This is a genomic window from Stappia sediminis, assembly GCF_009826895.1.
GTDB lineage: Bacteria > Pseudomonadota > Alphaproteobacteria > Rhizobiales > Stappiaceae > Hongsoonwoonella > Hongsoonwoonella sediminis.
The window spans coordinates 148519-173464 of sequence record NZ_WUMV01000007.1; the positions used below are offsets into that span (position 1 = coordinate 148519).

Below are 24946 nucleotides of genomic sequence, written 5' to 3' on the forward strand. Positions count from 1 at the left end.
ATGCGGTCCTGGCTGAATGAAGCCTTGCAAAGACCGCCGGCCGAACCCGACAAATCCAAGGGTCGCCGTCATCCGCACCCGGAATATAGGAGAGGTTATTGTGCATTGCAATATTTTTTTGCAATGCACCATTTTTATTGTCGGCGAAACATCGAGATTGCGCGGTTTTCGCTACGCGCTGAAAACGCCGGTCATGACCTCGTTCAAGGTTTGGTCGCCTTGGAAGCGTCCTGCGCCGTCTTGCTGGCCTTGTCGCTCAATTCGCGCGCCTGCTCGCCAAGCGTTTCCATCTGCTTGCGCATATATTCCTTATGCAGCTCAAGCATCTCGTTCGCATCGCCTGCCCGTACGAGCTTCTGCGCGAAATCGAAGGCGGAATTCATATGCTCCTCGGCATATTCCATCGCCTTCTTGTTGATGTCGCTGGCGCCGCTTTGCATGGCCGAGGTCGAATCTTCCACCTTCGTAACGGCTTTCTGCGTCGCGGACATGAAATCGTCGAACGCCTTGCGGGCCTGATCCATGCTCTTGTCGGCGAATTCGCGCATTTGCTCGGGGATTTCGAAACCGGGCTGCTTGTCTGCCATGATCCTGGTACCTCCTTCTGATTTGCAGGCCGGCGCCGCACCGGCCGCCTGGAGTGGACCTGCCGCCGATGACGTCAAAATCGGCAATTCAGGCATTTCCCTCGCAGTTTCCAACAGATCAGCATGCACGCGCAAGCACCCTGTTTCAACCGGCCCACGCCGATACCCCCGTTAACCACGTAGCAACATCAGACGGTCACACAGGAATGCCATGCGTGGACGACTCGACTCGGACGCGATATTAACTTCCTGTTTACCGGTCGTATAAGTATCGGGCACGTGACGCAACTGAGCTCCCCCGAGGAGAGCGCAGCGAACCGGGCGACAGGGACGACAGGAAAGAGGCGGAGCTGGCTTAGATGGACGGTCTCACTCGCAGCTATCTGGCTTTGAGCGGACTTGCCGCGGCGAGCGCCTATCTGACCGATGAACGCCCGGCGTGGCTATGGGCGGAAGACGGACGGTCGATCGTATGGGCGAATGCATCGGGAGCCGCTTTTTTCGGCGCACGTTCGCTGCACGACCTTTCGCAGGTATCCGGGCTTTCGCGCTCGCCTGCCCGTCCACATATCGCGCGCATCGCCGCATCCGGGTCGATGGAACGCGACAGCATCGAGCGCTTGAGGTTTTATCGCGGCTTGCGGGTAATGATCCTGACATGCTTTTGTCGGCGCATGACCTTGCCCGGTGGCGGCAATGCGGCGCTTATCGTTGCTGCCGAAGCGCCCGATTTCCAGCAATTGGCGAAAGAAGGGCCCGCCCACGGGTTATGCAGGCTGTTGGCCGGAGAGCAGGGATCCTCATTCCTTGTGGACCGGAAGGGAAATACGATTGCTTCGTGCGGCGAGATGCTGCCCCCCGATTCCGAAGGCGTCCGAGATTTTATCGCATCGGGCAAACGCTCACCCGTCTTCGGATCGGTCGCGTTCGGCGACAAAAGCCACGAAGCCGCAGCCGTCGCGCTTGACGACGGTAACGCCATCATCGTCGTCTGCCAGCAAGCCGATACCGCGGAACTCGCCACCGACGAAAGGACCGGCGCCGACGCCCTGACCGAGGAAGTTACCGCCGATCCCGGCATTGACGACGTTTGGGCCGAAGCCGACGCCAGCGACGATGCGGATTGGAAAACGGTCAAGCCGGTTGACGTGCCGGCTCAAGCCCATGCGGATGAAACCGAGCACACTGAGGACGATTACCCCGCAGGTGAAGCAACAGCCGTGAATGCGGAAGCGCCCGAAGAGAGCAGCGACACTGTATGGGCGACCGAAAACATCGATGAAGGCACGATTGCCGGAACGAAGTTCGACGTTCCGCACACAGCCGAGGAACTTTCGGGATCGAATATCGTCGAGATAACCGCCCCGCCCAAGGAGAACGATAAAAGCAGGTTCCTGCTGGGCCTGGCAGGCGCCTATGCGCCAGAGCGGGAGCCACCGAGCGAGGGCTTTGTTTTCTCGCGTCACGGGCGGCCGGTCCGCTTCGCCTGGAAGATGGATATCGACCGGCGTTTCACGTTCATTTCGCCTGAATTCGAGGCCGTGCTGGGTCCGCAAGCCGCCGACGTGGTCGGCCGGACTTGGGAGGAGGTTGCCGAACATTTCGGCATGGACCCTGACAGGGATATTGCCAAGGCACTGGCGCGGCGCGACACATGGAGCGGGCGAACCGTCTTCTGGCCTGTTACCGGAGAAGCCCTTCGCGTCCCTGTGGACATGGCAGCGCTGCCTGCTTTCGACCGCAGACGCGTATTCGAGGGATTTCGCGGATTCGGCGTGTGCCGCGGTGCGGATGCGACCGAAGATCCTGAAGGATCGGGGCTGAACCTCGCCTGGAGCGGGCCGTCCGACGAGATCACGGGCGACAAAGGCGAGACTGCTTTTGTTGCACCGCCCGATGACGAGGCGAACGAACTTCCCTCCCTGGAAGCCGACCCGTTGCCAGATGAACGGCCCATCGAGCCTGAGACGGTCGTGGAGGAAAGCCATCCGATACCGCTTGACGCGGAGGAAAATCAGGGTGGTGGAGGCAAGGTCCACGCCAGCGAAGATGATGGCGCGACACAAGACACTTTCGACGCCGAAGCCCGGCCGCAGGAGCCCGAGGCCAGAGCGGAGGAGCCTGCCGGCAATCAAAACGAGAGCCTGGAAGCGCAGGTCTACGAGGCCGAAGCGGCAGCTAGGGTGATTTACCAGGAAGACGCCTCGCGCCTTTCGAAGCCCGAACGGGAAGCTTTCGCCAAGATCGCCGAAACCCTTGGCGCGAACAAAGAACGTGCCGACGCGGGCATCATGGGCGCACGCGACGAGGGTCCCGAGGAGATATTTGAAGACGAAAGTGACGAAAGCCCGGGCCGTGAGGATCTGGAAACCGTAAAAACGGAAGCAGCGACCCAGGCCGTACAAGCAACCGACACCGGCATGCAAGAGCCGCCGCTGTTCGATCCGGACGAGACGGAAGGCCGCGCTACGCAAGCCGGAAATGAACTGGAGGACGGAGCGGAGCTGACCGCCTATCACGAGGCGGAGACGGCGGCGGAAAACGGTGCGCCCGTATCCGTGGAACCCGGCGCAATCGACAGGAAACTTCTCGACCGGCTTCCGATCGGCGTCGCGATAATACGCGAGCCGGACGTCCTCTATGTAAACCGCGCATTTCTTGCGCTGCTTGGCCACCAGGATCTTGGCGAATTGAACCGCGCGGGTGGGCTGGAAGCTCTCTTCGCCGAGCCTGAGGACTGGCCTTCGACAGACAGCGAAGAAAAGACTTTCGAGCGGACCATGCGCGTCAGGCTCGCCGATGGTGGTACGAAGCCGGTGAAAGCGCGGCTTCATGCCGTTCCCTGGGGTGAGGGGCATGCGCTCATGATGTCGCTGCTGGACCGCCATGATCCGCTGCAGGAAGCCGCATTCGACCAGCTGCACATGGCGCAGACCGCGCTTGGCGAGGCGGAACAGCAGATTGCCGAACTCGACACGGTCCTCGAAACGGCAACCGACGGAGTGCTCGTTCTCGACGACCAGGCGACGGTTCTGAAGGTCAACCGTTCCGCGGAAGCCTTGTTCGACGCCGCGCGCGAGGACATGGTGGGCGCATCGCTCATGGAATACCTGGCACCGGAAAGCCACCGCGATGCCAGGGATTATATCGAAGGGCTTGCGAAGAACGGCGTCGCCTCGGTTTTGAACGACGGGCGCGAGGTGATCGGGCGCGTGCGCAACGGAGGGCTAATCCCGCTCTTCATGACCCTGGGCAGGATCGGATCAGACCCAGACACCCCCCGTTTCTGTGCTGTCCTGCGCGACATTACCCAGTGGAAGAAGGCGGAGGAAGAGCTCACCGACGCCAAGCGGCAGGCGGAAAACGCAAGCTCTCAGAAATCGGATTTCCTTGCAAAGATCAGCCATGAAATCCGCACCCCGCTCAATGCCATCATCGGATTTTCCGAGGTTATGATGGAGGAACGCTTCGGCCCGATCGGAAACGACCGCTACAAGGAATACTTGCGCGACATCCATACTTCCGGTTCTCATTTGATGAGCCTCATCAATGACTTGCTTGACCTGTCAAAGATCGAGGCAGGCAAACTGGACCTCACGTTCGAAGCGGTCTCGGCCAACGACATCATCCGCGAGTGCGTCGCGCTGATGCAGCCGCAGGCCAATCGTGAACGCGTTATTATTCGTGCAAGCCTTCCCGGTTCCGTTCCGAATATCGTCGCCGACGGTCGCTCGGTGCGGCAGGTGATCCTGAACCTCCTGTCGAACGCCATCAAGTTCAACCAGCCCGGTGGGCAGGTTATCGTCTCGAGCGCGCTGGAGGATACGGGCGAAGTCGTCCTGAGGGTGCGCGATACGGGTATCGGCATGAGTTCCAAGGACTTGCAGATGGCGCTCGAGCCGTTTCGCCAGCTTCACACAGCTCGTCACGGCGGCGGAACCGGCCTCGGCCTGCCGCTGACGAAGGCCCTTGTGGAGGCAAACCGCGCCGCATTCCGTATCGATTCCGAGCCAAGCCACGGCACACTCGTTGAAATCACCTTTCCACCGCAGCGAGTGCTTGCCGAATAGTGGCAATGCATTGACCTGAAAGCGAAAACCCTTCAACGTCATAAGCTTGAAAAGCCGGTGGAAAGCGGGATTCAACGGCGCCGGCAGCCCCCGCCGCAAAGAAGATTCTAGCAGGTTCAGAATGCTTACCCTGGCCGCCATGGAAGACGCCGCAAAGATCGTTTACGGCGCGATATCCCCGACCCCGCAATACGCATGGCCGCTCATCGGCGAGGCCGTTGGCAAGACGGTCTGGGTCAAGCATGAGAACCACACGCCGATCGGCGCGTTCAAGGTGCGCGGCGGGCTGGTCTATCTCAAGAATTTCGCCGATCACAGCACGACCGGGCAGGGAATTATCTCCGCCACCCGCGGCAACCACGGACAGAGCCTTGCCTTTGCCGCCAAGCGCTTCGGTCTGCCTTGCACCATCGTCGTCCCTCATGGCAACTCCACGGAAAAAAACGCGGCAATGCGGGCTTTCGGCGCCACATTGGTAGAGCACGGGCGGGATTTCGACGAAGCAAAGGCACATGCTTTCGACCTTGCGGAAGAACAGCACCTGCACTTCGTGCCGAGCTTTCACGCCGATCTTGTTCGCGGGGTGGCAACTTACGGGCTAGAGTTTTTGCGCTCCGTGCCCGAACTCGACGTCATCTACGTCCCGATCGGCCTTGGTTCGGGCATTTGCGGGATGATATCCGCTCGCGACGCCCTTGGCCTGAAGACGAAAATCATAGGCGTAGTCTCTTCGAAGGCGGATGCTTATGCCCGCTCCTTCGAGACGGGAGATTACAAGGAAACCGACAGCGCCAGCACCTTCGCCGACGGAATGGCGGTGCGTTGCCCATCGGAGGAAGCGCTAGCGGTTATCCGCGCGGGCGCCGAGGATGTTATCCGCGTCAGCGAGGACGATGTCGCAGAAGCTATGCGCCTTTATTACCGCGCGACCCATAATATCGCGGAAGGAGCAGGCGCAGCGGCGCTCGCGGCCTTGCTAGCCGATGCAAACCGCGGCAGCGTGCCCGGCATCGTGCTGAGCGGCCAGAACGTCGACCGCGATGTTTTCGCCAAGGTGCTCGAGGGCGAAACGCCGGAAATATGATCCTGTGCCGGCGCACCTATCCCCCCTCGCCTGCCGGTACTTATCCTCTCAGGGCGAAAAAGGCCGAAAAAGTTCCAAATCAGGCATTTCCGGGAGAAAAAGAGGGTCGCCAGGTTCTTTTTTAATTCCGTCGTGCCGGAAATTCTCATTCGTATGATTTTTCAAGCGGCTCGCAACGCCCATCCACGCGGGCGGCCCTCCGCACCGCCGTGAGAAGGACGTTTTCATCAACAATTGCACTCGAACGCTCGCACTGGCCATCGTGGCGGGCCTCACCTCATTAATGGGTCCATGACCTGAGGCGCCCAATTCTCGCGAAGGCACTTGCCGCCTCCCCGCCACATTGAAATGAAAAGTATTCACATATTAAAATAATGAATATAGGAAATTTATATTCAGAATAACTGTATTGCAATTTTTTCTTCTTTTTTAATTCCGTATTCTATAGCTTAGAATAACAAACAGAAGATTCTTGATTTGGGAGAGACTTCGTGACATCCGGTTTTCGCAAATTCCTTACAGCTCTGGCTGTCGGGCTGGCTGCCTTTGCGCATGATTCTGCGGCGTCAGACAATGACACGCTGTTAAAGCGGGGCGAATATCTGATGAACGGGCCGGTCGCCTGCGGCAATTGCCACACGCTGGCCGGACCGGACGGACCGGATTATTCGCGCGAACTGGCCGGCGGCCTCGTTTTCGATGCCGAGCCCTTCAAGGCCTATGCCGCGAACATAACACCGGACAACGAGACGGGGATTGGAGCGTGGAGCGATGCGGAACTGGGCAAGGCGATCCGTGAGGGACTGAGACCAGACGGAACGCTGATCGGCCCGCCGATGCCCGTGCCCTTCTATCGCGCGTTGTCGGATGAAGACCTTGCGGCGATCGTCGCCTATATCCGCAGCGTCAAGCCAGTGACAAACGAGATACCCGTCTCCACCTATAATATTCCTCTTCCGCCCGCTTACGGCCCCCCGATCGATAGCCTGAGCGCTCCGTCCCCGAGCGACCAGCTGGCCTACGGCGAATACCTCGTCACGATTTCCCACTGCATGGAATGCCATACGCCGCTGAAGGAAGACGGCCACCCGGATTTCGACAGGCTGGGCGCGGGCGGCAACGAATTCCCCGGCCCATGGGGCGTCTCCGTCTCGCGCAACATCACGCCCGACACGGAAACGGGCCTTGGCGAATGGTCCGACGAGGAGATCAAGACGGCCATCGCCAAGGGCATCAGCCGGGACGGATCCCACCTCCTGCCACCGATGGGCTTTGGCTACTACGCCAATATCACCGAGCCGGATCTCGATGCCATGGTCGCCTATCTGCGCAGCATTCCGGCGCAAAAATCGGAGCACTGACAATTAAAGCCGGCGCGAGCGAATTTGCGCCGGCTTTCCGGTCGAGAAGGATCAGCCGACCCTGGTGGCTTCCGCCACAAAAGCACTCAGCTCTTCACGCATATCAAGCAGGCGGCGTTCCTGATCCGACAGGACGCCCGCGGCAGACTGCACGCTTGCAGCGACCTGCCTGGTCTCATCGGTGGCTTGCTTGAGCCTTTCCATACCCGAGGCGACATCCCGGGTTCCCGCAGCCCCCTGTTCGACGTTGCGCGCGATTTCCCCCGTCGCCACACTCTGCTCTTCGACGGCAGAGGCTATCGCGGTCGCGATTTCACTCAGTTGCTGGATCGTGTCGCTGATGTCGCCATTCGCAGCAACGGCGCGGCTTGTCGCCTCCTGAAGATCGGCGATCTGACGGCCGATATCCTCTGTTGCAGCCGCAGTCTGACCTGACAACGCCTTGACCTCCTGAGCGACAATCGCAAAACCCCTGCCCGCCTCTCCGGCACGAGCGGCTTCGATCGTCGCATTGAGCGCCAGAAGATTGGTCTGCTCGGCGATATCGCCGATAAGGCGAACCACCTCCCCGATCTTGAGCGAGGCTGCTGAAAGTCCCTCAATTTCCGCGTTCATCCGCCGGGAGCGATCGACGGCGCTCGCCGCCGCCTCCGCCGAACCCGACATCTGACGATTGATCTCGGCGATCGCTCCGGTGAGCTCTTCGGCCGAAGCGGAGACGCTTTGCATGTTCACCGAGGCCTGCTCGGCACCAGCGGAAGCGATCATCGATTGCTCGCTCGCTGTCCCGGAAGCATTCGCTACATCCTCCGAGGCGCTGTTCAGGTCCCGGATCGCCGAGGAGACGGTATCGACCACAGCCTGCATCTCGGCATCGAAGCGATCGCCGATTTCGCGGAAACCGTCGTGCTTTTGTTTTATCGCTCGCGTCGCCGCGTTGATGGTTCTCGATGCTTCCAGGAAGCTGCCCACCATCCCCTTTTCCGAGATCAGCCGGAAATGCCGGTTGCGGCTGACGTATTCGAGGCAAGCCTTGGATTCACGCAAGTATGCGTCCGTCCGGTCGATCATCAGATTGACGGCATGCATGAGTTCCGCCATCTCGCCCTTTTCGGGAATACCGACAATGCGCGCTTCGAAGTCGCCTTCCGCAACCCGCTTGCAAACATCGATCACCTTGCGGATCGGCGACTTTTTCGTTCTGAAAAACATCTGGATAACCTCAAGCGGCAACAACGGCGGTACGGGCGCTGTCGCGACCGAGGGATGCGATGAATTCGTCATAGGCCATTCCGGCTTCCGCAAGGATGCTTTCCAGCAAATTCATGGAGGCGGCCAACGCTTCCTTGCCGTTCTTGTGACTGCGCTCCGCTTGCAGCAATTTCGCATAAAGCGGAATAACCTGTTCCTTGACGATTTTCCGGTCGGGCACGCGACGGTTCGAGTGATATGACAGGATCTTGCCATTTACATCGACGCTCGGAGTTACGTGGGCATAAACCCAGTAGTGGTCGCCGAACTTGGTGCGGTTCACCACATAGGCGAAAATCTCGCGCCCTTCGGAAATCGTATCCCAGAGGAGCTTGAAGATGCAGCGGGGCATATCAGGATGCCTGATAATACTGTGCGGCTTTCCCAAGACTTCACTTTCCGTATAGTCCGCGATATCCAGGAAAATTTTATTAGCGTATGTAATCCTGCCTCTAAGATCTGTTTTGCTAACAATTATTTCATTTTCTTCAAAATATCTCTCTTGACTATTTGAATGTATATCTAATCGCAGCGCGTGTTTACTTGCCATGAATATTCTTGCCTTGCATCGCCTATTCTGCAAGCCGTCATACGTTTTTTCACGTAAAACACCTGTTAATATCGACATACGTAAGAACCCGCATGGCGCTATCCAATTGAGGATTCGAGGGTAACCTGACGCAGGGTCGCTTTCAGGCGGCAGCCATGCGCCCCGCGTTGACGGCGGTGATGGCTTCACGCCCGCCAGACAGGGATGCATGGGTGATCATGATATGCTCAAGATGTTGATTCTGGAGCGATTTCCAAACACGCAAGCGATCCCGCTTTCGTGGAAAGCTCTCTAAAAGCGAGGACTTTCAATGCGCGCTGCTATCGTCAGAAACTTCAATGAAGACCTTTCCATCGAGGACGTTGCCGATCCGGCCTGTCCGGAAAATGGCGTGGTGCTCGAAGTCGCGGCCTGCGGCGTCTGCCGTTCCGACCACCACGGCTGGATCGGCGAACACCCGCGCATCAAGAATGGCTCCATTCTCGGCCACGAATATTGTGGAACCGTAGTCGAGGCGGGAGCGCGCGCAACCCATGCTATCGGCGACCGCCTCATTGCCCCATTCATTCTTGCTTGCGGCAGTTGCCCGGCCTGTCATACCGGCGTCTCCAATACGTGCCCGAACCAGATCGTGCCCGGCTTCAGTGCACCGGGCGCTTATGCCGAATACGTGGCCGTACCGTTCGATCACAATCTCGTACATCTGCCCGAAACGATGTCGCCGGCCCTCGCGGCCGGGCTCGGTTGCAGGGTGACGACCGCCTGGCATGCGCTGACCGACCGCGCCGCCCTCAAGCCTGGAGAGTGGGTAGCCGTTCATGGCACCGGCGGGATCGGCCTTGCCACCATGCTCCTGGCAAAGATGCTGGGGGCGCAGGTGGTCGTCGTCGATATCGTCGAGGAAAAGCTGAATCATGCGAAGCAATTGGGAGCGGACGCAGCCGTGAATGCTGCCGAAACCGATGCAGCGGCCGCGATCCGCGACATTACGAGAGGCGGCGCGCAGGTCTCGATCGAAGCGCTCGGGATCGAGGCAACCACCAATGCGTCGATCGAATGCCTGGCAACGCTCGGTCGCCATGTTCAAGTCGGTATGCCGGTGGGCCATACCGCCTGGATGAAGATCAATATGAACGCCGTTTACATGAAGAACCTTGCGGTTTACGGGACGCGCGGGATGCCAGCCTGGAAATATCCCGCGCTGCTTGGAATGATCGAGCGAGGTGCGGTTGACCTGAGTCCAATGGTCGCCAGGGAAATTCCATTGTCAGGCGCCAGTGCGGAGCTTAGGGCGATGAACGGACCCACGCCTCCGGGTACAGCGGTCATCACCAACTTCAAGCAATAATGCCGGGATGCGACGAATGCCTGCATAAAGCCTTCGCACGCACGGCAGACGGATGCCGAATGACATCTACCGTGTCTTGAGGTCCAAAATATCGCGGCGGCCCTCGCGATCGCCACGCACAAATAATCTTGCCTGTCAGAGCCTTACCGGCAACGGCCATGTCGGACCGCGGCCAAAAACTGGAAGGCAAAGCTCAAGTTAGTTTAGAACAATTCTAACCTATTGAATTCATTCAACTTTTCATTGACAGCATGGCCGCCGACGATATTATTGCCGCCGTTGAATGGAGAATGATACTCATTCTCAAAGAACCGGCTCGGGCTCGAAGAACCGACGCTGGGCCCGAAGAACCAACATCAGGGCCTTGCACCCTGATTGCGTGGAGACAGAAATGAACAAGACTTCCCTGGCCGGCCGCGTTGCGGCCGCAGCCACCGGCCTTTTGACCGTTGCCGCCTTAACGCTGCCCGCATCCGCCGCGGGCGAAGTCAATATCTACTCCTACCGCCAGCCGGAGTTGATCGAGCCGCTACTCGACGCCTTCACGGAAAAGACCGGCATCAAGACGAATGTCATCTTCGCCGACAAGGGCCTTGCGCAGCGCATGCAGGCGGAAGGCGAAAACTCGCCGGCCGATATCCTGATGACCGTCGACATCGGCCGCCTCGACGGGGCGAAGGCGCTCGGCGTGACGCAAGCCGTCGATTCCGAGATCATCAACGCCAATATTCCGGCCGAATTCCGCGATCCGGAAGGCCACTGGTTCGGCCTGACGACCCGCGCGCGCGTCGTTTTTGCCTCCAAGGAACGCGTGACGCAGGACGCCATCACCTACGAAGAACTGGCCGATCCGAAGTGGAAGGGCCGCATTTGCACACGCTCCGGGCAGCACCCCTATAACATCGGCCTGTTCGCTTCCGTGGTCGCCCACAAGGGCGAAAAGGCGGCGGAGGAATGGCTCGCGGGCCTGCGCGACAACCTTGCCCGCAAGCCAGCAGGCAACGATCGTGGCCAGGTGCAGGGAATTTACTCGGGCGAATGCGACATCGGCCTCGGCAACACCTACTACATGGGCAAGATGCAGACGAACGAGAAGGAGCCGGAGCAGAAGGAGTGGGCGAACTCCGCCAAGATCCTTTTCCCGACGAGCGCCGAAGGCGGCACGCATGTGAATATTTCCGGAGTGGTTATGGCGAAATATGCGCCCAATCACGACGAAGCGCTCAAGCTGATGGAATATCTGTCGTCGGCTGAAGCGCAGCAGATCTACGCGAAATCGAACTTCGAATATCCGGTGAAGCCGGGTGTGGAGGCATCCGAACTCGTGCGCTCCTGGGGCTCCTTTACGCCGGACGATCTGCCGCTTTCGGAGATTTCCGCACACCGCAAGACGGCGAGCGAACTGGTCGACAAGGTCGGGTATGACGATGGTCCGGCAAGCTGACCGTTCGGCTTGAACGCGCAACTTCGACGATGCCGGGGGGACAGCCTCCGGCATCGCTCGTTTTACGAAAATAAACGAAGACACGTCGCATCCGATGACCGACGCCACCCGCCTGCAACCTGAAAAAGCGGCACCATTTCGAGCGCCTGTCTCGGAAGCCGCGAAGGGCGGCGCGCTGACCGCCATGTCCCGCACCGACCTAGCCTGGCTGGTATTCGCAGGCATTGTGGCCGGTTTCATGCTGCTGCCGATCGCAAGTCTTCTGGTGCTTGCGCTGGAACCCACCGGCGATATCTGGGAGCATCTCATCGGCACCGTGCTGCCGCGCTCTCTTGTCACGACCGCGCTTCTCATGCTTGGCGTCGGCGCAATCACGCTGGTGGTGGGCGTAGGCACGGCATGGCTCGTTACCATGTGTCGCTTTCCAGGCCAGCGCATTTTCGACTGGGCGCTTTTGATCCCGCTTGCCGTGCCAACCTATATCGTCGCCTATTCCTACGTCGAGGTTCTGAACTATACCGGGCCCGTGCAAACGGCGATCCGGGCCGTCTTCGGCTTCCAGACCTCGCGCGAATACTGGTTTCCCGAGATCCGCTCGCTGGGCGGCGCGATCTTCGTCATGGGTCTGGTGCTCTACCCCTATGTGTACCTTACGACGCGTGCGACCTTTCTGCTGCAGTCGGCCTGCACGCTCGACGTGTCGCGCACGCTGGGTGCGGGACCCATGCGGCTTTTCTTCCAGGTAGCGCTGCCGCTTGCGCGACCGGCGATCGTCGTCGGCATGTCGCTTGCGATGATGGAGTGCCTGAACGACATTGGCGCCGTCACCTTCTTCGGCGTCAAGACGATGACCTTTTCCGTCTACGACACCTGGGTGAACCGATCTTCCCTCGCCGGCGCGGCACAGCTTGCATGCACCATGCTCGTCATCGTCTTCGCACTTTTGTGGCTTGAGCGGCATGCGCGCCGCAAGCAGCGCTTTCACGTAACCACCACGCGTTATATCGGCCTGCCAAGCTACCGGCTGACAGGTGCCCGCGCGTGGGCGGCATGGGCAGCCTGCGCCGCCCCCATCGCGCTCGGCTTCGCCGTCCCGGCGTGGCCGCTCGTCGACTACATCTCGCGCCGTTTCGACGCCCTTACCGACCCACGCCTTCTGGACGCCACCTGGAACAGCCTGACGCTTTCGCTTTCCGCCGCAATAATGACCATAGTCGTGGCGACGGTGCTGACCTATGCCCAGCGGGTCAACCGCAACGCCGGCATCCGCTTTCTCGGACGCACGGCTTCAATCGGCTACGCCATCCCGGGCACGGTTCTGGCCGTCGGCCTGCTGGTGCCGCTTGCAGCCTTCGACAATGCGCTGGACGGCGTCACCGAGCGGCTTTTCGGCTTCGGCACCGGGCTTTTGATCGTGGGATCGGGGGCCGCCCTTGTCTACGCCTATGTGGCGCGCTTCCTCGCGGTCGCCTATGGCCAGGTGGAAGGCGGGCTCGGCAAGGTGACACCGCATCTCGACATGGCCGCACGCACACTTGGCCGCAACTCCCTGACGACGCTTCGCGAAGTGCATCTGCCGTTGATCCGCCCCGTGCTGCTTTCGGCCATGCTGCTTGCCTTCGTGGACTGCATGAAGGAGCTTCCGGCGACGATCCTGCTCAGGCCCTTCAACTTCGAGACGCTGGCGACGACGGTCTATAACGCCGCCTCGCGCGGCGCTTTCGAGGATGGCGCCCTGCCCGCACTTCTTATCGTGCTTGTCGGCCTTGTTCCGGTGATCCTGCTTGCGCGCACATCGGCCGCCACTTTCCGCGACCGGCGGGGAAGCCGGGTGAGCTGAGCGCCCTTCTTCTCCGTAAAAGCTTTTTTATTCAACGCGCTTCTGGCAGATTTGCTGTTTCAGCCAGGGATTATGCGTCATGGAGAAGAAGAACCAGATCAATTTCTGGTACGCTGCCGGAGCTATCTTTCTCGTCTTTCTGTTCCAGAGCTGGTGGATCACCCATACCACCTATGAAAGCATACCTTTTTCCGAATTCGAGCAGCTCCTGAAGGACGGCAAGATCGCCGAAATCACCGTCCGGCAGGAGACGATCGAGGGTAAATTCAAAAACCCGCTCGACGACGGGAAACAATATTTCACAACCAACCGCGTCGACCTGCCTTTGGCGGAAGTCCTGAACAAATACGGCGTGCAGTACAACGGCACGGTTCAGGAAACCTTCCTGACGAATATCCTGTCCTGGGTGTTGCCCGTCCTCTTCTTTTTCGGGCTTTGGATGTTCTTCATTCGAAAGATTGCGGAAAAGCAGGGCATGGGCGGCTTCATGACCGTCGGCAAATCCAAGGCGAAGATCTATGTGGAATCAGACACGAAGGTGACCTTCGCCGATGTCGCGGGCGTGGACGAGGCCAAGGAAGAGTTGAAGGAAATCGTCGATTTCCTGCAGGACCCGCAAAGCTACGGGCGGCTTGGCGCGCACGCGCCGAAAGGCATCCTGCTCGTCGGCCCGCCGGGCACCGGCAAGACGCTGCTGGCACGCGCCGTCGCCGGCGAGGCGGGCGTGACCTTCTTTTCAATTTCCGGTTCCGAATTCGTGGAAATGTTCGTCGGCGTGGGGGCCGCGCGCGTGCGCGACCTCTTCGAACAGGCGCGCAAGCAGGCGCCTGCCATCATCTTCATAGACGAACTGGACGCGCTGGGGCGCGCACGCGGCGTGAACGTCGTGCAGTCCAACGACGAAAAGGAACAGACGCTCAACCAGCTTCTTGCCGAGCTGGACGGCTTCGACCCCTCCGTCGGCATCATCCTTCTGGCGGCGACGAACCGGCCGGAGGTACTCGATCCGGCGCTCCTGCGCGCAGGGCGCTTCGACCGGCAGGTGCTGGTCGACCGGCCCGACCGCAAGGGGCGGCGCGCGATCCTTGACGTTCATGTCAGGAAGATCACGCTCGACCCCGATATCGATCTTGACCGGGTGGCGCAGATCACCGCGGGCTTCAGTGGCGCGGACCTTGCCAATCTCATCAATGAAGCGGCCCTCCTCGCCACCCGCCGCAAGGGGGAATTCGTCACCCAGGACGATTTCACCAACGCGGTTGAGCGCATCGTGGCGGGGCTTGAACGCCATTCGCGTGTGCTGTCGGACATCGAGCGGCGCACCGTCGCATACCATGAAATGGGCCACGCCCTCGTCGCGGCCAATCTTTCCGGCGTGGACCCGGTGCACAAGATATCCATCATCCCGCGCGGCGTCGGCGCGCTCGGCTATACCATGCAGCGGCCGACGGAGGACCGCTTCCTGCTCGCGGCGCAGGACCTTGAAAACCGCATGGCGGTGCTCATGGGCGGACGGGCGGCGGAAAGAATAGTCTTCGGAAGGATATCCACCGGAGCTTCCGACGACCTGCAGCGGGTCACCGAAATCGCCCGCGAAATGGTCATGCGCTACGGCATGGATGAAACGCTGGGCAACCGCGTTTATGCCGCGCAGCGACAGTCGTTCCTGGGCCAGCCGGGCGTGGATGGACCGGAGGTCTCCCAGGAAACGTTGCGCGAAATCGACCTTGCCGTGCGCGAACGCGTGGAAAACGCCTTCGAGCAGGCAACGGGCGTTTTGACCGAGCACAGAACGGAACTCGATGAGGGCGCTACGCTGCTTCTGGAAAAAGAAACGCTCACGGCCGAGGATTTCCCGCCGCTGAAATCCAAAGCCGCGCGGGAAAAGAACCTGGCGGAAACATGAAACCGGCCGCGAAAGCCGCGGCCGGCGATATCGTCAGCTAAAGCCGAACACCGTCAAACCGCGACGGTGAGCTTTGCCTTCGTCTTTTCCTTCACCTCTTCAACCGTGACGTCCGGCGCAAGCTCGATCAGCTTCAGCCCGTCCTCCGTGACGTCGAAGACGCCGAAGTTGGTGATGATGCGGTTGACGCAGTGAACGCCGGTCAGCGGCAGCGTGCACTCCGGCAGGAGCTTGGGATCGCCCGCCTTGGAGGTGTGGTCCATGATGACGACGACGCGCTTCACACCGGCGACAAGGTCCATCGCCCCGCCCATGCCCTTGACCATCTTGCCCGGGATCATCCAGTTGGCGAGATCGCCCTTTTCGGAAACTTCCATGGCGCCGAGGATCGACAGGTCGATGTGGCCGCCGCGGATCATCCCGAAGCTGTCGGCGGACGAGAAATAGCTCGTCTGCGGCAGTTCGGTGATGGTCTGCTTGCCGGCGTTGATGAGATCGGCATCGATCTCGTCTTCGGTCGGGAACGGGCCCATGCCGAGCATGCCGTTTTCCGACTGGAGCGTCACGTGAACGCCTTCGGGAATGTAATTCGAAACGAGCGTCGGGATGCCGATGCCGAGGTTGACGTAGAAACCGTCTTCCAGTTCCTGCGCGGCGCGTTTCGCCATGTCTTCGCGGGTCCAGGCCATACTGCTTTTCTCCGTGATCTCAAGCGGCGGAACGCACGGTGCGCTTCTCGATGCGCTTCTCGTGGCTTCCGACAACGATGCGGTCGACAAAGATGCCGGGGGTGTGGATGTAGTCGGAATCGAGCTCGCCGACCTCGACAAGTTCCTCCACTTCCACCACGCAAGCCTTGCCGGCGGTCGCCATCATCGGATTGAAGTTGCGCGCCGTCTTGCGGTAGATGAGGTTGCCTTCCTTGTCGGCCTTCCAGGCCTTGACGAGGGAAAGGTCCGCCACGAGGCCCGTCTCCATGACGTAGGTCTCGCCGTTGAAATCCTTGTGCTCCTTGCCTTCCGCGATAAGCGTGCCCACGCCCGTCTTGGTATAGAAGCCCGGAATGCCGGCGCCGCCGGCACGGATGCGCTCTGCGAGCGTGCCTTGCGGGTTGAACTCAAGCTCAAGCTCGCCGTTCAGGTACTGGCGCTCGAACGTGGCGTTCTCGCCGACGTAGGAAGAGACCATCTTCTTGATCTGGCGCGTCTGCAAGAGCAGGCCGAGACCGAAATCGTCGACGCCGGCATTGTTGGAGATCGCCGTGATCCCCTTGGTGCCGCTGTCGCGCAGCGCCTCGATCAGGTTTTCAGGAATGCCGCAAAGGCCGAAGCCTCCGGCCATGATGGTCATTCCGTCGAAAAGATAGCCTTCCAGCGCGGATGCCGCGTCCGGATAAACTTTGTTCATAGGGGTCTCCCTGGCGTTGGTCCGGAACGCCGCGTGCCGATGGGGCGCCCGCAAGCTGTGCTGTGCGAACGCTTGCAAACCCAGCAGCCACGAAACCGCTCCGCTACAGCTCACCCTGCGTTTGTCCGGTCCAATGGACCTGATGGCGACATGTGATAACGCCCGCGCCGCACAATCACAAGCCAAGGCTTTTGTCGTCCTTGCAAAGATTCATTTGTCGCCCTTGCAAAGATTCGAAAGTTGGATCGGCCCGATGTCTTTGCGCTTGATAAGGCCGCATTGAGGGCCTATCCCGCTTACCATGGCATCGACAGAGTCAGCATCGGCGAGACGCGGGGGCACCCGCTTCGCGAGGCCCATATTCATCGGGATCGTCGCCGTAGCGGCGCTTGCCTTCGTGGCAAGTCTCGCACTGCCGCTGCTCGTTTCGACGGATGCTGCGAAGGATCGCCTGGAGGAAGCTGTTTCCAACTGGCTGGGAGCACGCGTGACCATAGACGGCGCGGCCGAATTGAGCCTCCTGCCAGATTTGCGCCTGACGCTTGCCAATGTGCGCCTGGAAGGCCGCGACGGGCAGTGGAGTGCGGATTGCCCGCTGCTTTCCGCCAGCCTTGACCCGGCTTCGATCATCGGCGGGGATTTCGCGCCGGAGTATTTTTCAATCTCCAATCCGGACATACGCCTCGCCGCCATGACTGGCGACGAAAACGGAAGTGAGCCGCCGCTTCACCGGGCCCAGCGCGAGCTTGCAAGGCTGTTTCGCCGGCAACTTTCGATTCGCGGCGGCACGGTCACGCTTGAACATGCTGAATCCGGAGCGAATTCCGGCCACGAACGCGATCCCGCATTCGTGGAAGACGCTCCGGGTCAGGTGACGTATGCGCCCCAGATCATGGCGCTGAACGCGACATTCAAAGCTGATGAAAACGGTGAAAATGCACAATTGGACGGCCGGTTCGACTATGCCGGCGAGCGTTTCGAGCTGGCCCTCGGCGTAAGCGATGCCGAAGCGCTGACGGGAAAACGCCCGGGAACGCTGGCATTCGAGCTTGCCTCTCCCTCGATCGGAATCACCTTCAATGGCCGCATCATGGGGAAGAAGGCGGACCGTGTGGACGGTAGCCTTACGGTGTCGTCGAACGACATCGCAAGATTGGTCGGGGCGGGCGAAAGTCCTGCGGCCATCAAGACGTTACGCCTGTCGGGTGAAGGAATTTTCAGCCTCCAGGCGCTTGAATTCGATCGGGCGACGCTTGATGTCGACGGTAACATCGCCGACGGGAGACTGTCCCTTCATGCCATGTCCAACCGGCCAAGCGCGGAAGGTACACTTGCCTTCGACAGTCTCGATCTTTCAGCTTTCGAGCCCGCGATTTCGGGCCTCCTTGAGGACACAGGGCAGGCAAGCCGGCCGCTTTCGGCCCTTCTCGGCACCTTCGATCTCGATCTTCGGCTTTCAGCCGCAAACGTGAAAATGCGAAGCGCCGTCCTGGGGCGAAGCGCACTGGCGCTGCTCATGAAGGAAGGCAATCTCACAATCGACGTGAGTGAGGCGGGAGTAGCTGAGGGAACGGGACGCGCGCACCTCAGGCTGACGCCAGCCTCGGGTTCGCCCGACCTCTATTCCCTGGAAGCCAACGCCGAACTCATGAATGCAACGCCCGTCGCCAGTTTCGCCATACCTCTTCTGCCACGAGGCGGACGCGCCTCCATGTCGATCCAGGCAAGGTCCAGGGGAGAGACCGCCGCCTTGTTGCGAAGGAAACTGACAGCCTCCATCCGCTTCGAATTCTCAGGCAACGGGGTGGAGGCGCTCGATCTGGACCGCGAGATCGCCGCGCTTGGCAACCCCGCATTCACAGGCCCGAATTCAACCGGCGGCACACCCCTGGTTCGCCTGGAGATCTCCGGCAGGAAGCGCGGCGAAAATCTGGAAATCGACGCAATCGACGCCGAGACGGAGCGACTTTCGATTTCCGCGCATGGCACGCTGAGCAGGTCTGACGGTGCATTGTCGCTTCAAGGCACTGCCCGTCCGCTCCCGACCGAACCCACAGAGGACGGTGCTGACAAAGTTTCCACAGCAGCCTCCCCGCCAAAAACCCCGTTCAAGGTGGAGGGAACATTGGCGGAACCCGCCTTCCTGCCGAACTGATTTCCATTATCTTGCAGCGGTTGCCATTTTAAGGTGCGATCTTTATTCAGCCTTGCGCCTCCGCCCGGCGGATGTCGCGCTGCCTGCGCGCCTCCTGCTGCTTGGTCACCAGCGAGGCAGCGATTACGCCAACCGTGACGATGGCGACGAGAACAGTGCAAACCGCGTTGATTTCCGGTGTGACGCCAAGACGAACCTGACTGTAGATCTTCATCGGCAGCGTCGTCGCCCCCGGCCCCGTTGTGAAGCTCGCGATCACCAGATCATCCAGCGACAGGGTGAAGGCAAGCATCCAGCCGGCAACGACGCCCGGCAGGATAATTGGCAGGGTGACGGCAAAGAACGTCTTGAACGGCGGGCAGCCAAGATCCATCGCCGCTTCTTCCACCGAACGGTCGAAACCGGCAAGACGCGATTGCACGACCACGGCGACATAACACATGGAAAACGTGGTGTGGGCGATCATCACCGTCCAGAACCCGCGCGTCTGATCCACTGCCACGAACAAAAGCAGGAGCGAAAGACCGAGGATCACCTCTGGCATGACGAGGGGCGCGTAGATCATGCCCGAAAACAGTGTACGCCCCAGAAACCGCCCTGACCGCACGAGAACGAGCGCGGCGATTGTGCCAAGCACAGTGGCGATCGTGGCTGACGTGAAGGCGACCCGAGCAGTGACCCAGGCGGCGTCCAGAAGCTGCTGGTTGCGCAGCATCTCGCCGTACCACTTCGTTGAAAACCCGGCCCAGACGGTAACGAGGCGCGACTCGTTGAATGAATAGACCACAAGCAGGACGATCGGGAGGTAAAGGAAGGCAAACCCGAGCACCAGCGAGGTGAGGTTGAACCAGCTCGGCCCCTTACGCATGGCGCCCCTCCCCTTCGGCCACCTTCGAACGCCAGCTCATGCGTCTTTCTCCGAAGCGCGCTGCTGCTGGTTCTGGAAAAGCACGATCGGCACGACCAGGATCAACAGGAGAATGACGGCAACTGCCGATGAAACCGGCCAGTCGCGATTGGCGAAGAACTCGCTCCACAGCGTCTTGCCGATCATCAGCGTTTCCGACCCGCCGAGCAGGTCCGGGATCACGAATTCGCCGACGGCGGGGATGAAGACGAGGAAACAGCCTGCGATGACACCGGGAAGCGAAAGCGGAACGGTGATCTTCCAGAACGCCTTCCACGGCGGGCAGCCGAGATCGGACGCGGCTTCAAGCAGGCTTTCGTCAAGCTTTTCCAATGTCGCGTAAAGCGGCAATACAAGGAACGGCAGGTAGGAATAGACGATGCCGATATAGACGGCGGCGTTCGTGTTCAGGATCGTCAGCGGCTCATCTATCACGCCGATTGAAAGCAGCGCCTGATTGAGAAGCCCTTCGTTCTTGAGAATGCCGATCCACGCGTAGACGCGTATCAGAAAGCTCGTCCAGAACGGCAGGATCACAAGCATGAGCAGCGTGGGACGCCAGGCTGCGGGGGCGCGCGCCATGCCATAGGCCAGCGGGTAGCCGATCACGAGCGTTATGGCGGTGGAGGTTGCCGCTATCCACACACTTGAAAGATAGGACTTCCAGTAAAGCGCGTCCTGCGTCAGCCAGATGTAGTTTTCGAAGCTGAATGCGGCGAAATTTTCCCTCAATCCCTGCCAGCCTTCCGCCAGATCGAACGTCGGCAGATAGGGCGGGATGGCAACGGCGATCTCCGACAGGGAGATCTTGAAGACGATGAAGAACGGCGCAAGGAAGAAGAACAGCAGCCACGCGTAGGGGATTGCGATCAGGAGCCAGCCGCCGAGGCTTCGCTTTCTCTTCAGAGCGGGGGCGGCTTCGACGTCCGCCCCGGGCGCTGCGGTATCGACCATCGATCTCTCCCCTTCACCCGCTCATCGCGTCAGGATGACGCCGGCATCCTCGTCCCAGGAAAGCCAGACGTTGTCTTCCCACGAGATTGGACGCTCGACCGTGCGCGTGATGTTGGCGACGGTCGATTTCAGGATGAGATCCTCAGCCGCCTTCGCATGGAAAATCGAGACATCGCCCAGATACCCTATGTCCCAGATTTCGGCTTCAGCCGCATTGGCTGTACCATTTTGCGGCGCATCGAACCCCAGGCGTATCTTTTCCGGCCGAATCGCGAACCAGACAGTGTCCCCCACGTTCGCATCCGTTGGCTGGGAGACGGCGATTTCGCGTTCGAGATTCGGCGCCTTGAGTCGTGTCACGGTCCCGTTCCTGGAAGCGACCCTGGCCTCGATCAGGTTGATGGAGCCGATAAAATCGGCGACGAAACGGGAGTTGGGCGTTTCGTAAATTTCGGCGGGCGTAGCAACCTGGATGATGCGGCCCCTGTCCATGACCGCGATCCTGTCCGCCACGGTCATCGCCTCTTCCTGGTCGTGCGTGACGATCAGGAAGGTCATGCCAAGTTCGGTCTGAAGGTCCATCAGCTCGAACTGGGTTTCCTCGCGAAGCTTGCGGTCGAGCGCGCCAAGCGGCTCGTCAAGCAGCAGCACTTTCGGTTTCTTGGCAATGGAGCGCGCCAGCGCCACGCGCTGCCTTTGTCCGCCGGAAAGCTGATGCGGTTTTCGCTTGGCGAAATCCTCAAGCTTCACGAGTTTCAACATCTGCTGAACCCGCGCTTCGATCTCGCCTTTCGGCAATTTGTCCTGCTGGAGGCCGAAGGCAATGTTCCTTTCCACGCTCATATGCGGAAAAAGCGCGTAGGACTGAAACATCATGTTGGCGGGTCGGCGATAGGGCGGCACGCCCGCAAGGTTCTGCCCGTCGAGGAAGATTTCGCCGGCGCTCGGCTCCTCGAAGCCGCCGAGCATGCGCATCATCGTCGTCTTGCCGCAACCGGACCCGCCCAGAAGCGCGAAAAACTCGCGCTCGTAGATCGTCAGCGACAGGTTGTCGACGGCGGTGAAATCGCCGAAGCGCTTCGTTACGTTGCGAAACTCGATGAACGGCTTCGCGTTGCCGCTCTCCCACGGCGTGAAATCACGCCGGACCGGACCGATGGGTTTCTTCGCCAAGGCCCCCTCCAGAAAATGAAAGGCCCGGGCGACTGCCGCCCGGGCCTCGAAGCGATTACTGACCGCTCTTGATTTTGGTGAAGAGGCGGGTGCGGGCTCTAAGCGCTTTCGGCGACTTGGTAGTCGTCGTGTAGAGCTTGTCTATCGTCTCCTGAGGCGGGTAGATCGCCGGATCGCTCAGGACCTCCTCGTCGATCAGCTTCTGGCTCGCCTTGTTGCCGTTGGCGTAAAAGACATAGTCGGTCGCCTTGGCGATCACATCCGGGCGCAGGATGTAGTTGATGAACTCATGAGCCTCTTCCACATGCGGCGCGTCCGCCGGGATCGCCATATTGTCGAACCACATCAGCGCACCTTCCTGCGGGATCGAATATTCGACCGTCACACCCGCATCGGCTTCCGCCGCCCGGTCGCGCGCCTGAAGCACATCGCCCGACCAACCGACGGCAACGCAGATATCGCCGTTGGCAAGCGCATTGATGTATTCGGAGGAATGGAACTTCTGGATGTAAGGACGAACCTTCATCCAAAGCTCGGCCGCCTTCTCGAAATCCGCCGGGTCCGAACTGTCCGGATCGAGGCCGAGGTAGTTGAGCGCCGCCGGGAACAGTTCATCCGCCGTATCGAGCACGTGAATGCCGCAGGACGAAAGCTTCTCGGCGTTCGCCGGATCGAAGATAAGCGACCAGCTGTCGACCGGGGCATCTTCGCCGAGCACTTCCTTGACCTTTTCGACATTGTAGCCGATGCCGGTCGTGCCCCACATGTAGTTGATCGCGTGCTCGTTGCCCGGATCGAACTTTTCGATACGGGTCATGATCTGCGGCCAGAGGTTGTCCCAGTTCGTCAGCTTCGATTTGTCGAGCTTCTGGAAGACGCCCGCCTGAATCTGGCGGCCGAGGAAAGTGCCGGTCGGAACGACGACATCATAGCCCGTGCCGCCGGAAAGAAGCTTGGTCTCCAGGATCTCGTTGCTATCGAAGACGTCGTAGACGACCTTGATGCCGGTCTCCTTGGTAAAGTCCTCAAGAATCGATTCGTCGATATAATCCGACCAGTTATAGACATTGACGACGCGCTCCTGCGCCCCGGCCGCGCCCGCGGCCGCAAGCCCCAGAAGGGCAACGCTTGCAAACAGCAGTTTCTTCATGATGCGTACCTTCCGCTCTTCCCCTTGTGTCGCGACCGTTCTTCGAGGCGGTCGCCTGCCTTGTCTTTGTTACGGATGCCGCGTCCGGCGGCTGCCCAGCCCTTATCCAACTTCAGCGTAAAAGCGATCCGCCTCACTCTCAAGCCGCTCGAAAGCCCCGGACGTCATTTTCTACGGATTTTCCGCAAGCGAGTGACACGCTTGATTTCAGAGGCTTATCCCCCTTTTTTGATGCCCCTCCATAAGCTGGAATTTCTCAAAGATAAGTCTGCCGCTCAAGTGGCGAAATCTCTCGGCCGAAAGCGTTGAGTTCCTCCCGCTTGATGTCCACCAGCACCTTGTGAAGCTCGGGCCCCACCGCCTGCTTCATGCGCTCCGACGCTTCGAAAGCGTCGATCGCCTCGTCCATCCAGGGCGTAAGACGGGGCGCGCGCTTCTCATAGGCATTGCCTTCCACCGGCGGCGGCGGATCGATCTTCTGCTCAAGCCCTTCCATCATGCCGGCAAGCACGCCCGCCAACACGAGATAGGGATTGGCGTCCGCGCCGGCGATGCGGTGTTCGATACGCGCGGCTTCCGGCTTTGCGGCGGGAACACGAAGGGCAACCGAACGATTGTCGAAACCCCAGCAGATCGATGTCGGGGCGTAGGAGCCGGGCTGCATGCGGCGAAAGCCGTTGAAGGTCGACACGAAGAGAAGATGCGCCTCCGTCATCGTGTCGAGAAGTCCCTTGATCGCATGTCCCTGGCGCATCGCGCCCTCATCTTCTACGGCGAAAATGTTACCCCCATCGTCCTCCATGCTCACGTGAACGTGCATGCCGTTGCCGGGCCACTCCACGAAGGGCTTGGCCATGAAGGAAGCCTTCAGGTCATGCTTTCGCGCGACCCCGGCGACGAGACGGCGCAACATCACCGCATCATCAGCAGCGGCGACCGGGTTGTTGCGGTGATGGAGATTGAGCTCGAACTGACCGGGCGCGGCTTCCGAAACCGCCGCATCGGCGGGAATGCCCTGCGCCTCGGCACTGCGGCGGATCTCGTCCACCAACGGCATCAGCATTTCAAGATCCGACAGCGCATACATGTTCTGCCGGGCGGGCCCCAGATGGGTCGCAAACAACGGCTTCGGCGGACCCGACCAGTCGCTGTCGTCCTGATCCTCGAAAAGATAGAACTCGAGTTCGAAGGCGCAGGTCGCCGAAAGGCCCTTCTCGGCAAGCCGATCGACGATGCGCGAAAGCACATGGCGCGGGTCTATCATGAAAGGCGTGCCGTCGCGGTGGTACATGGAAAGCAGGACCTGCGCCGTCGAACGCTCCGCCCAGGGCACGAGTTTCAGCGTGTCCGCGTTCGGCCAGCAGACGCCGTCCTTGTCGCCGGTCTCGATGTGAAGGCCCGTCTCCTCCACCTCGCGGCCCCACACATCAAGGCCGAACAGGGAAAAGGGAAGCGCGACGCCATCCTCGAAAACCTTTTTGAGCGCGCTTGCCGGCAGCCACTTGCCGCGCAGCACGCCATTCGTATCCGGCAGTATGACCTCCAAAGTATCGAGATCGGTATTTTCCGCAAGAAAGGCGTGAACCGCCTCCCGCCAGCCCTCGCTTCCCGAGGGGCGCTCCATGCCGGAGCGCGCAGCTTGCAACATAAGATCCTCCAGATCGCCGAGAGCAGATGCCGCGAAAACGGCGCCCATATTGCCCGGCGCTGAAAAATGTGATCACGTAGCGTAGAAACTGTCAAGCGAAGCCCGACGGCA

At 60.2% G+C, this 24946-nt stretch carries 18 protein-coding genes; 8 read left to right on the top strand and 10 right to left on the bottom strand.

Annotation, left to right across the window (positions count from 1 at the left end):
• Positions 1-203: 203 nt before the first annotated feature.
• Entirely contained in the window at positions 204-587 is a 384-nt protein-coding gene (locus GR183_RS15050) for a phasin (protein ID WP_160776480.1), read from the bottom strand.
• 359 nt (positions 588-946) lie between these two features.
• Between GR183_RS15050 and GR183_RS15055 the strand changes: the two genes are divergently transcribed.
• From GR183_RS15055 to GR183_RS15065, 3 genes are all read left to right on the top strand, one after another.
• Positions 947-4657 carry a PAS domain S-box protein gene (locus GR183_RS15055; protein WP_160776481.1) on the top strand — a complete coding sequence of 1237 codons (3711 nt, stop codon included), beginning with the start codon at positions 947-949 and terminating at the stop codon, positions 4655-4657.
• A gap of 121 nt (positions 4658-4778) precedes the next feature.
• Positions 4779-5741 (top strand): threonine dehydratase, encoded by a 963-nt coding sequence (locus GR183_RS15060; RefSeq protein WP_160776482.1) that lies wholly within the window; start codon positions 4779-4781, stop codon positions 5739-5741.
• Between the two features lie 491 nt (positions 5742-6232).
• Complete coding sequence (locus tag GR183_RS15065; protein ID WP_312846836.1) at positions 6233-7102, top strand: c-type cytochrome; 870 nt, start codon at positions 6233-6235, stop codon at positions 7100-7102.
• Between the two features lie 51 nt (positions 7103-7153).
• Here the strand turns inward: GR183_RS15065 and GR183_RS15070 are convergent, their stop codons facing one another.
• Both GR183_RS15070 and GR183_RS15075 read right to left on the bottom strand, forming a co-directional pair.
• A complete protein-coding gene (locus GR183_RS15070) occupies positions 7154-8386 on the bottom strand; it encodes a methyl-accepting chemotaxis protein (RefSeq protein WP_160776483.1) in 1233 nt (410 codons plus the stop codon).
• The gene (locus tag GR183_RS15075) at positions 8325-8903 is read right to left on the bottom strand and encodes a PAS domain-containing protein (protein WP_160776484.1); all 579 of its coding nucleotides are present in this window, start codon (positions 8901-8903) and stop codon (positions 8325-8327) included. Before GR183_RS15075 ends, GR183_RS15070 begins: the two co-directional genes overlap by 62 nt.
• A 310-nt stretch (positions 8904-9213) precedes the next feature.
• On the opposite strand from GR183_RS15075, the gene GR183_RS15080 reads away from it, so the two are divergent.
• The 4 genes from GR183_RS15080 (at position 9214) to ftsH (ending at position 15441) form a co-directional block, all read left to right on the top strand.
• Positions 9214-10251 carry a zinc-binding dehydrogenase gene (locus GR183_RS15080; protein ID WP_160776485.1) on the top strand — a complete coding sequence of 346 codons (1038 nt, stop codon included), beginning with the start codon at positions 9214-9216 and terminating at the stop codon, positions 10249-10251.
• Between the two features lie 391 nt (positions 10252-10642).
• A complete protein-coding gene (locus GR183_RS15085) occupies positions 10643-11695 on the top strand; it encodes a Fe(3+) ABC transporter substrate-binding protein (RefSeq protein WP_160776486.1) in 1053 nt (350 codons plus the stop codon).
• A gap of 94 nt (positions 11696-11789) precedes the next feature.
• Positions 11790-13535 carry an ABC transporter permease gene (locus tag GR183_RS15090; RefSeq protein ID WP_312846837.1) on the top strand — a complete coding sequence of 582 codons (1746 nt, stop codon included), beginning with the start codon at positions 11790-11792 and terminating at the stop codon, positions 13533-13535.
• 79 nt (positions 13536-13614) lie between these two features.
• Positions 13615-15441, top strand: coding sequence for an ATP-dependent zinc metalloprotease FtsH (gene ftsH / locus GR183_RS15095; protein ID WP_160776487.1), 1827 nt, complete (start codon positions 13615-13617; stop codon positions 15439-15441).
• Between the two features lie 53 nt (positions 15442-15494).
• Here the strand turns inward: ftsH and GR183_RS15100 are convergent, their stop codons facing one another.
• Positions 15495-16130, bottom strand: a complete 636-nt coding sequence (locus GR183_RS15100; protein ID WP_160776488.1) for a CoA transferase subunit B — start codon at positions 16128-16130, stop codon at positions 15495-15497.
• A 19-nt stretch (positions 16131-16149) separates the two neighbouring features.
• Complete coding sequence (locus tag GR183_RS15105; RefSeq protein ID WP_160776489.1) at positions 16150-16848, bottom strand: CoA transferase subunit A; 699 nt, start codon at positions 16846-16848, stop codon at positions 16150-16152.
• A gap of 301 nt (positions 16849-17149) precedes the next feature.
• On the opposite strand from GR183_RS15105, the gene GR183_RS15110 reads away from it, so the two are divergent.
• Positions 17150-19003: an AsmA family protein gene (locus GR183_RS15110; RefSeq protein WP_160776490.1), complete on the top strand. Its 1854-nt coding sequence runs from the start codon at positions 17150-17152 to the stop codon at positions 19001-19003.
• Positions 19004-19049: 46 nt separating this feature from the next.
• On the opposite strand, the gene GR183_RS15115 is transcribed toward GR183_RS15110, so the two are convergent.
• From GR183_RS15115 to GR183_RS15135, 5 genes are all read right to left on the bottom strand, one after another.
• The gene (locus GR183_RS15115; RefSeq protein ID WP_160776491.1) at positions 19050-19871 is read right to left on the bottom strand and encodes an ABC transporter permease; all 822 of its coding nucleotides are present in this window, start codon (positions 19869-19871) and stop codon (positions 19050-19052) included.
• A gap of 36 nt (positions 19872-19907) precedes the next feature.
• Positions 19908-20864, bottom strand: coding sequence for an ABC transporter permease subunit (locus GR183_RS15120; RefSeq protein WP_160776492.1), 957 nt, complete (start codon positions 20862-20864; stop codon positions 19908-19910).
• Between the two features lie 21 nt (positions 20865-20885).
• Entirely contained in the window at positions 20886-22037 is a 1152-nt protein-coding gene (locus GR183_RS15125) for an ABC transporter ATP-binding protein (protein ID WP_208999867.1), read from the bottom strand.
• Positions 22038-22092: 55 nt separating this feature from the next.
• Positions 22093-23187: a polyamine ABC transporter substrate-binding protein gene (locus GR183_RS15130; protein ID WP_160776493.1), complete on the bottom strand. Its 1095-nt coding sequence runs from the start codon at positions 23185-23187 to the stop codon at positions 22093-22095.
• Positions 23188-23443: 256 nt separating this feature from the next.
• A complete protein-coding gene (locus GR183_RS15135; RefSeq protein ID WP_160776494.1) occupies positions 23444-24835 on the bottom strand; it encodes a glutamine synthetase family protein in 1392 nt (463 codons plus the stop codon).
• Positions 24836-24946: the final 111 nt, after the last annotated feature.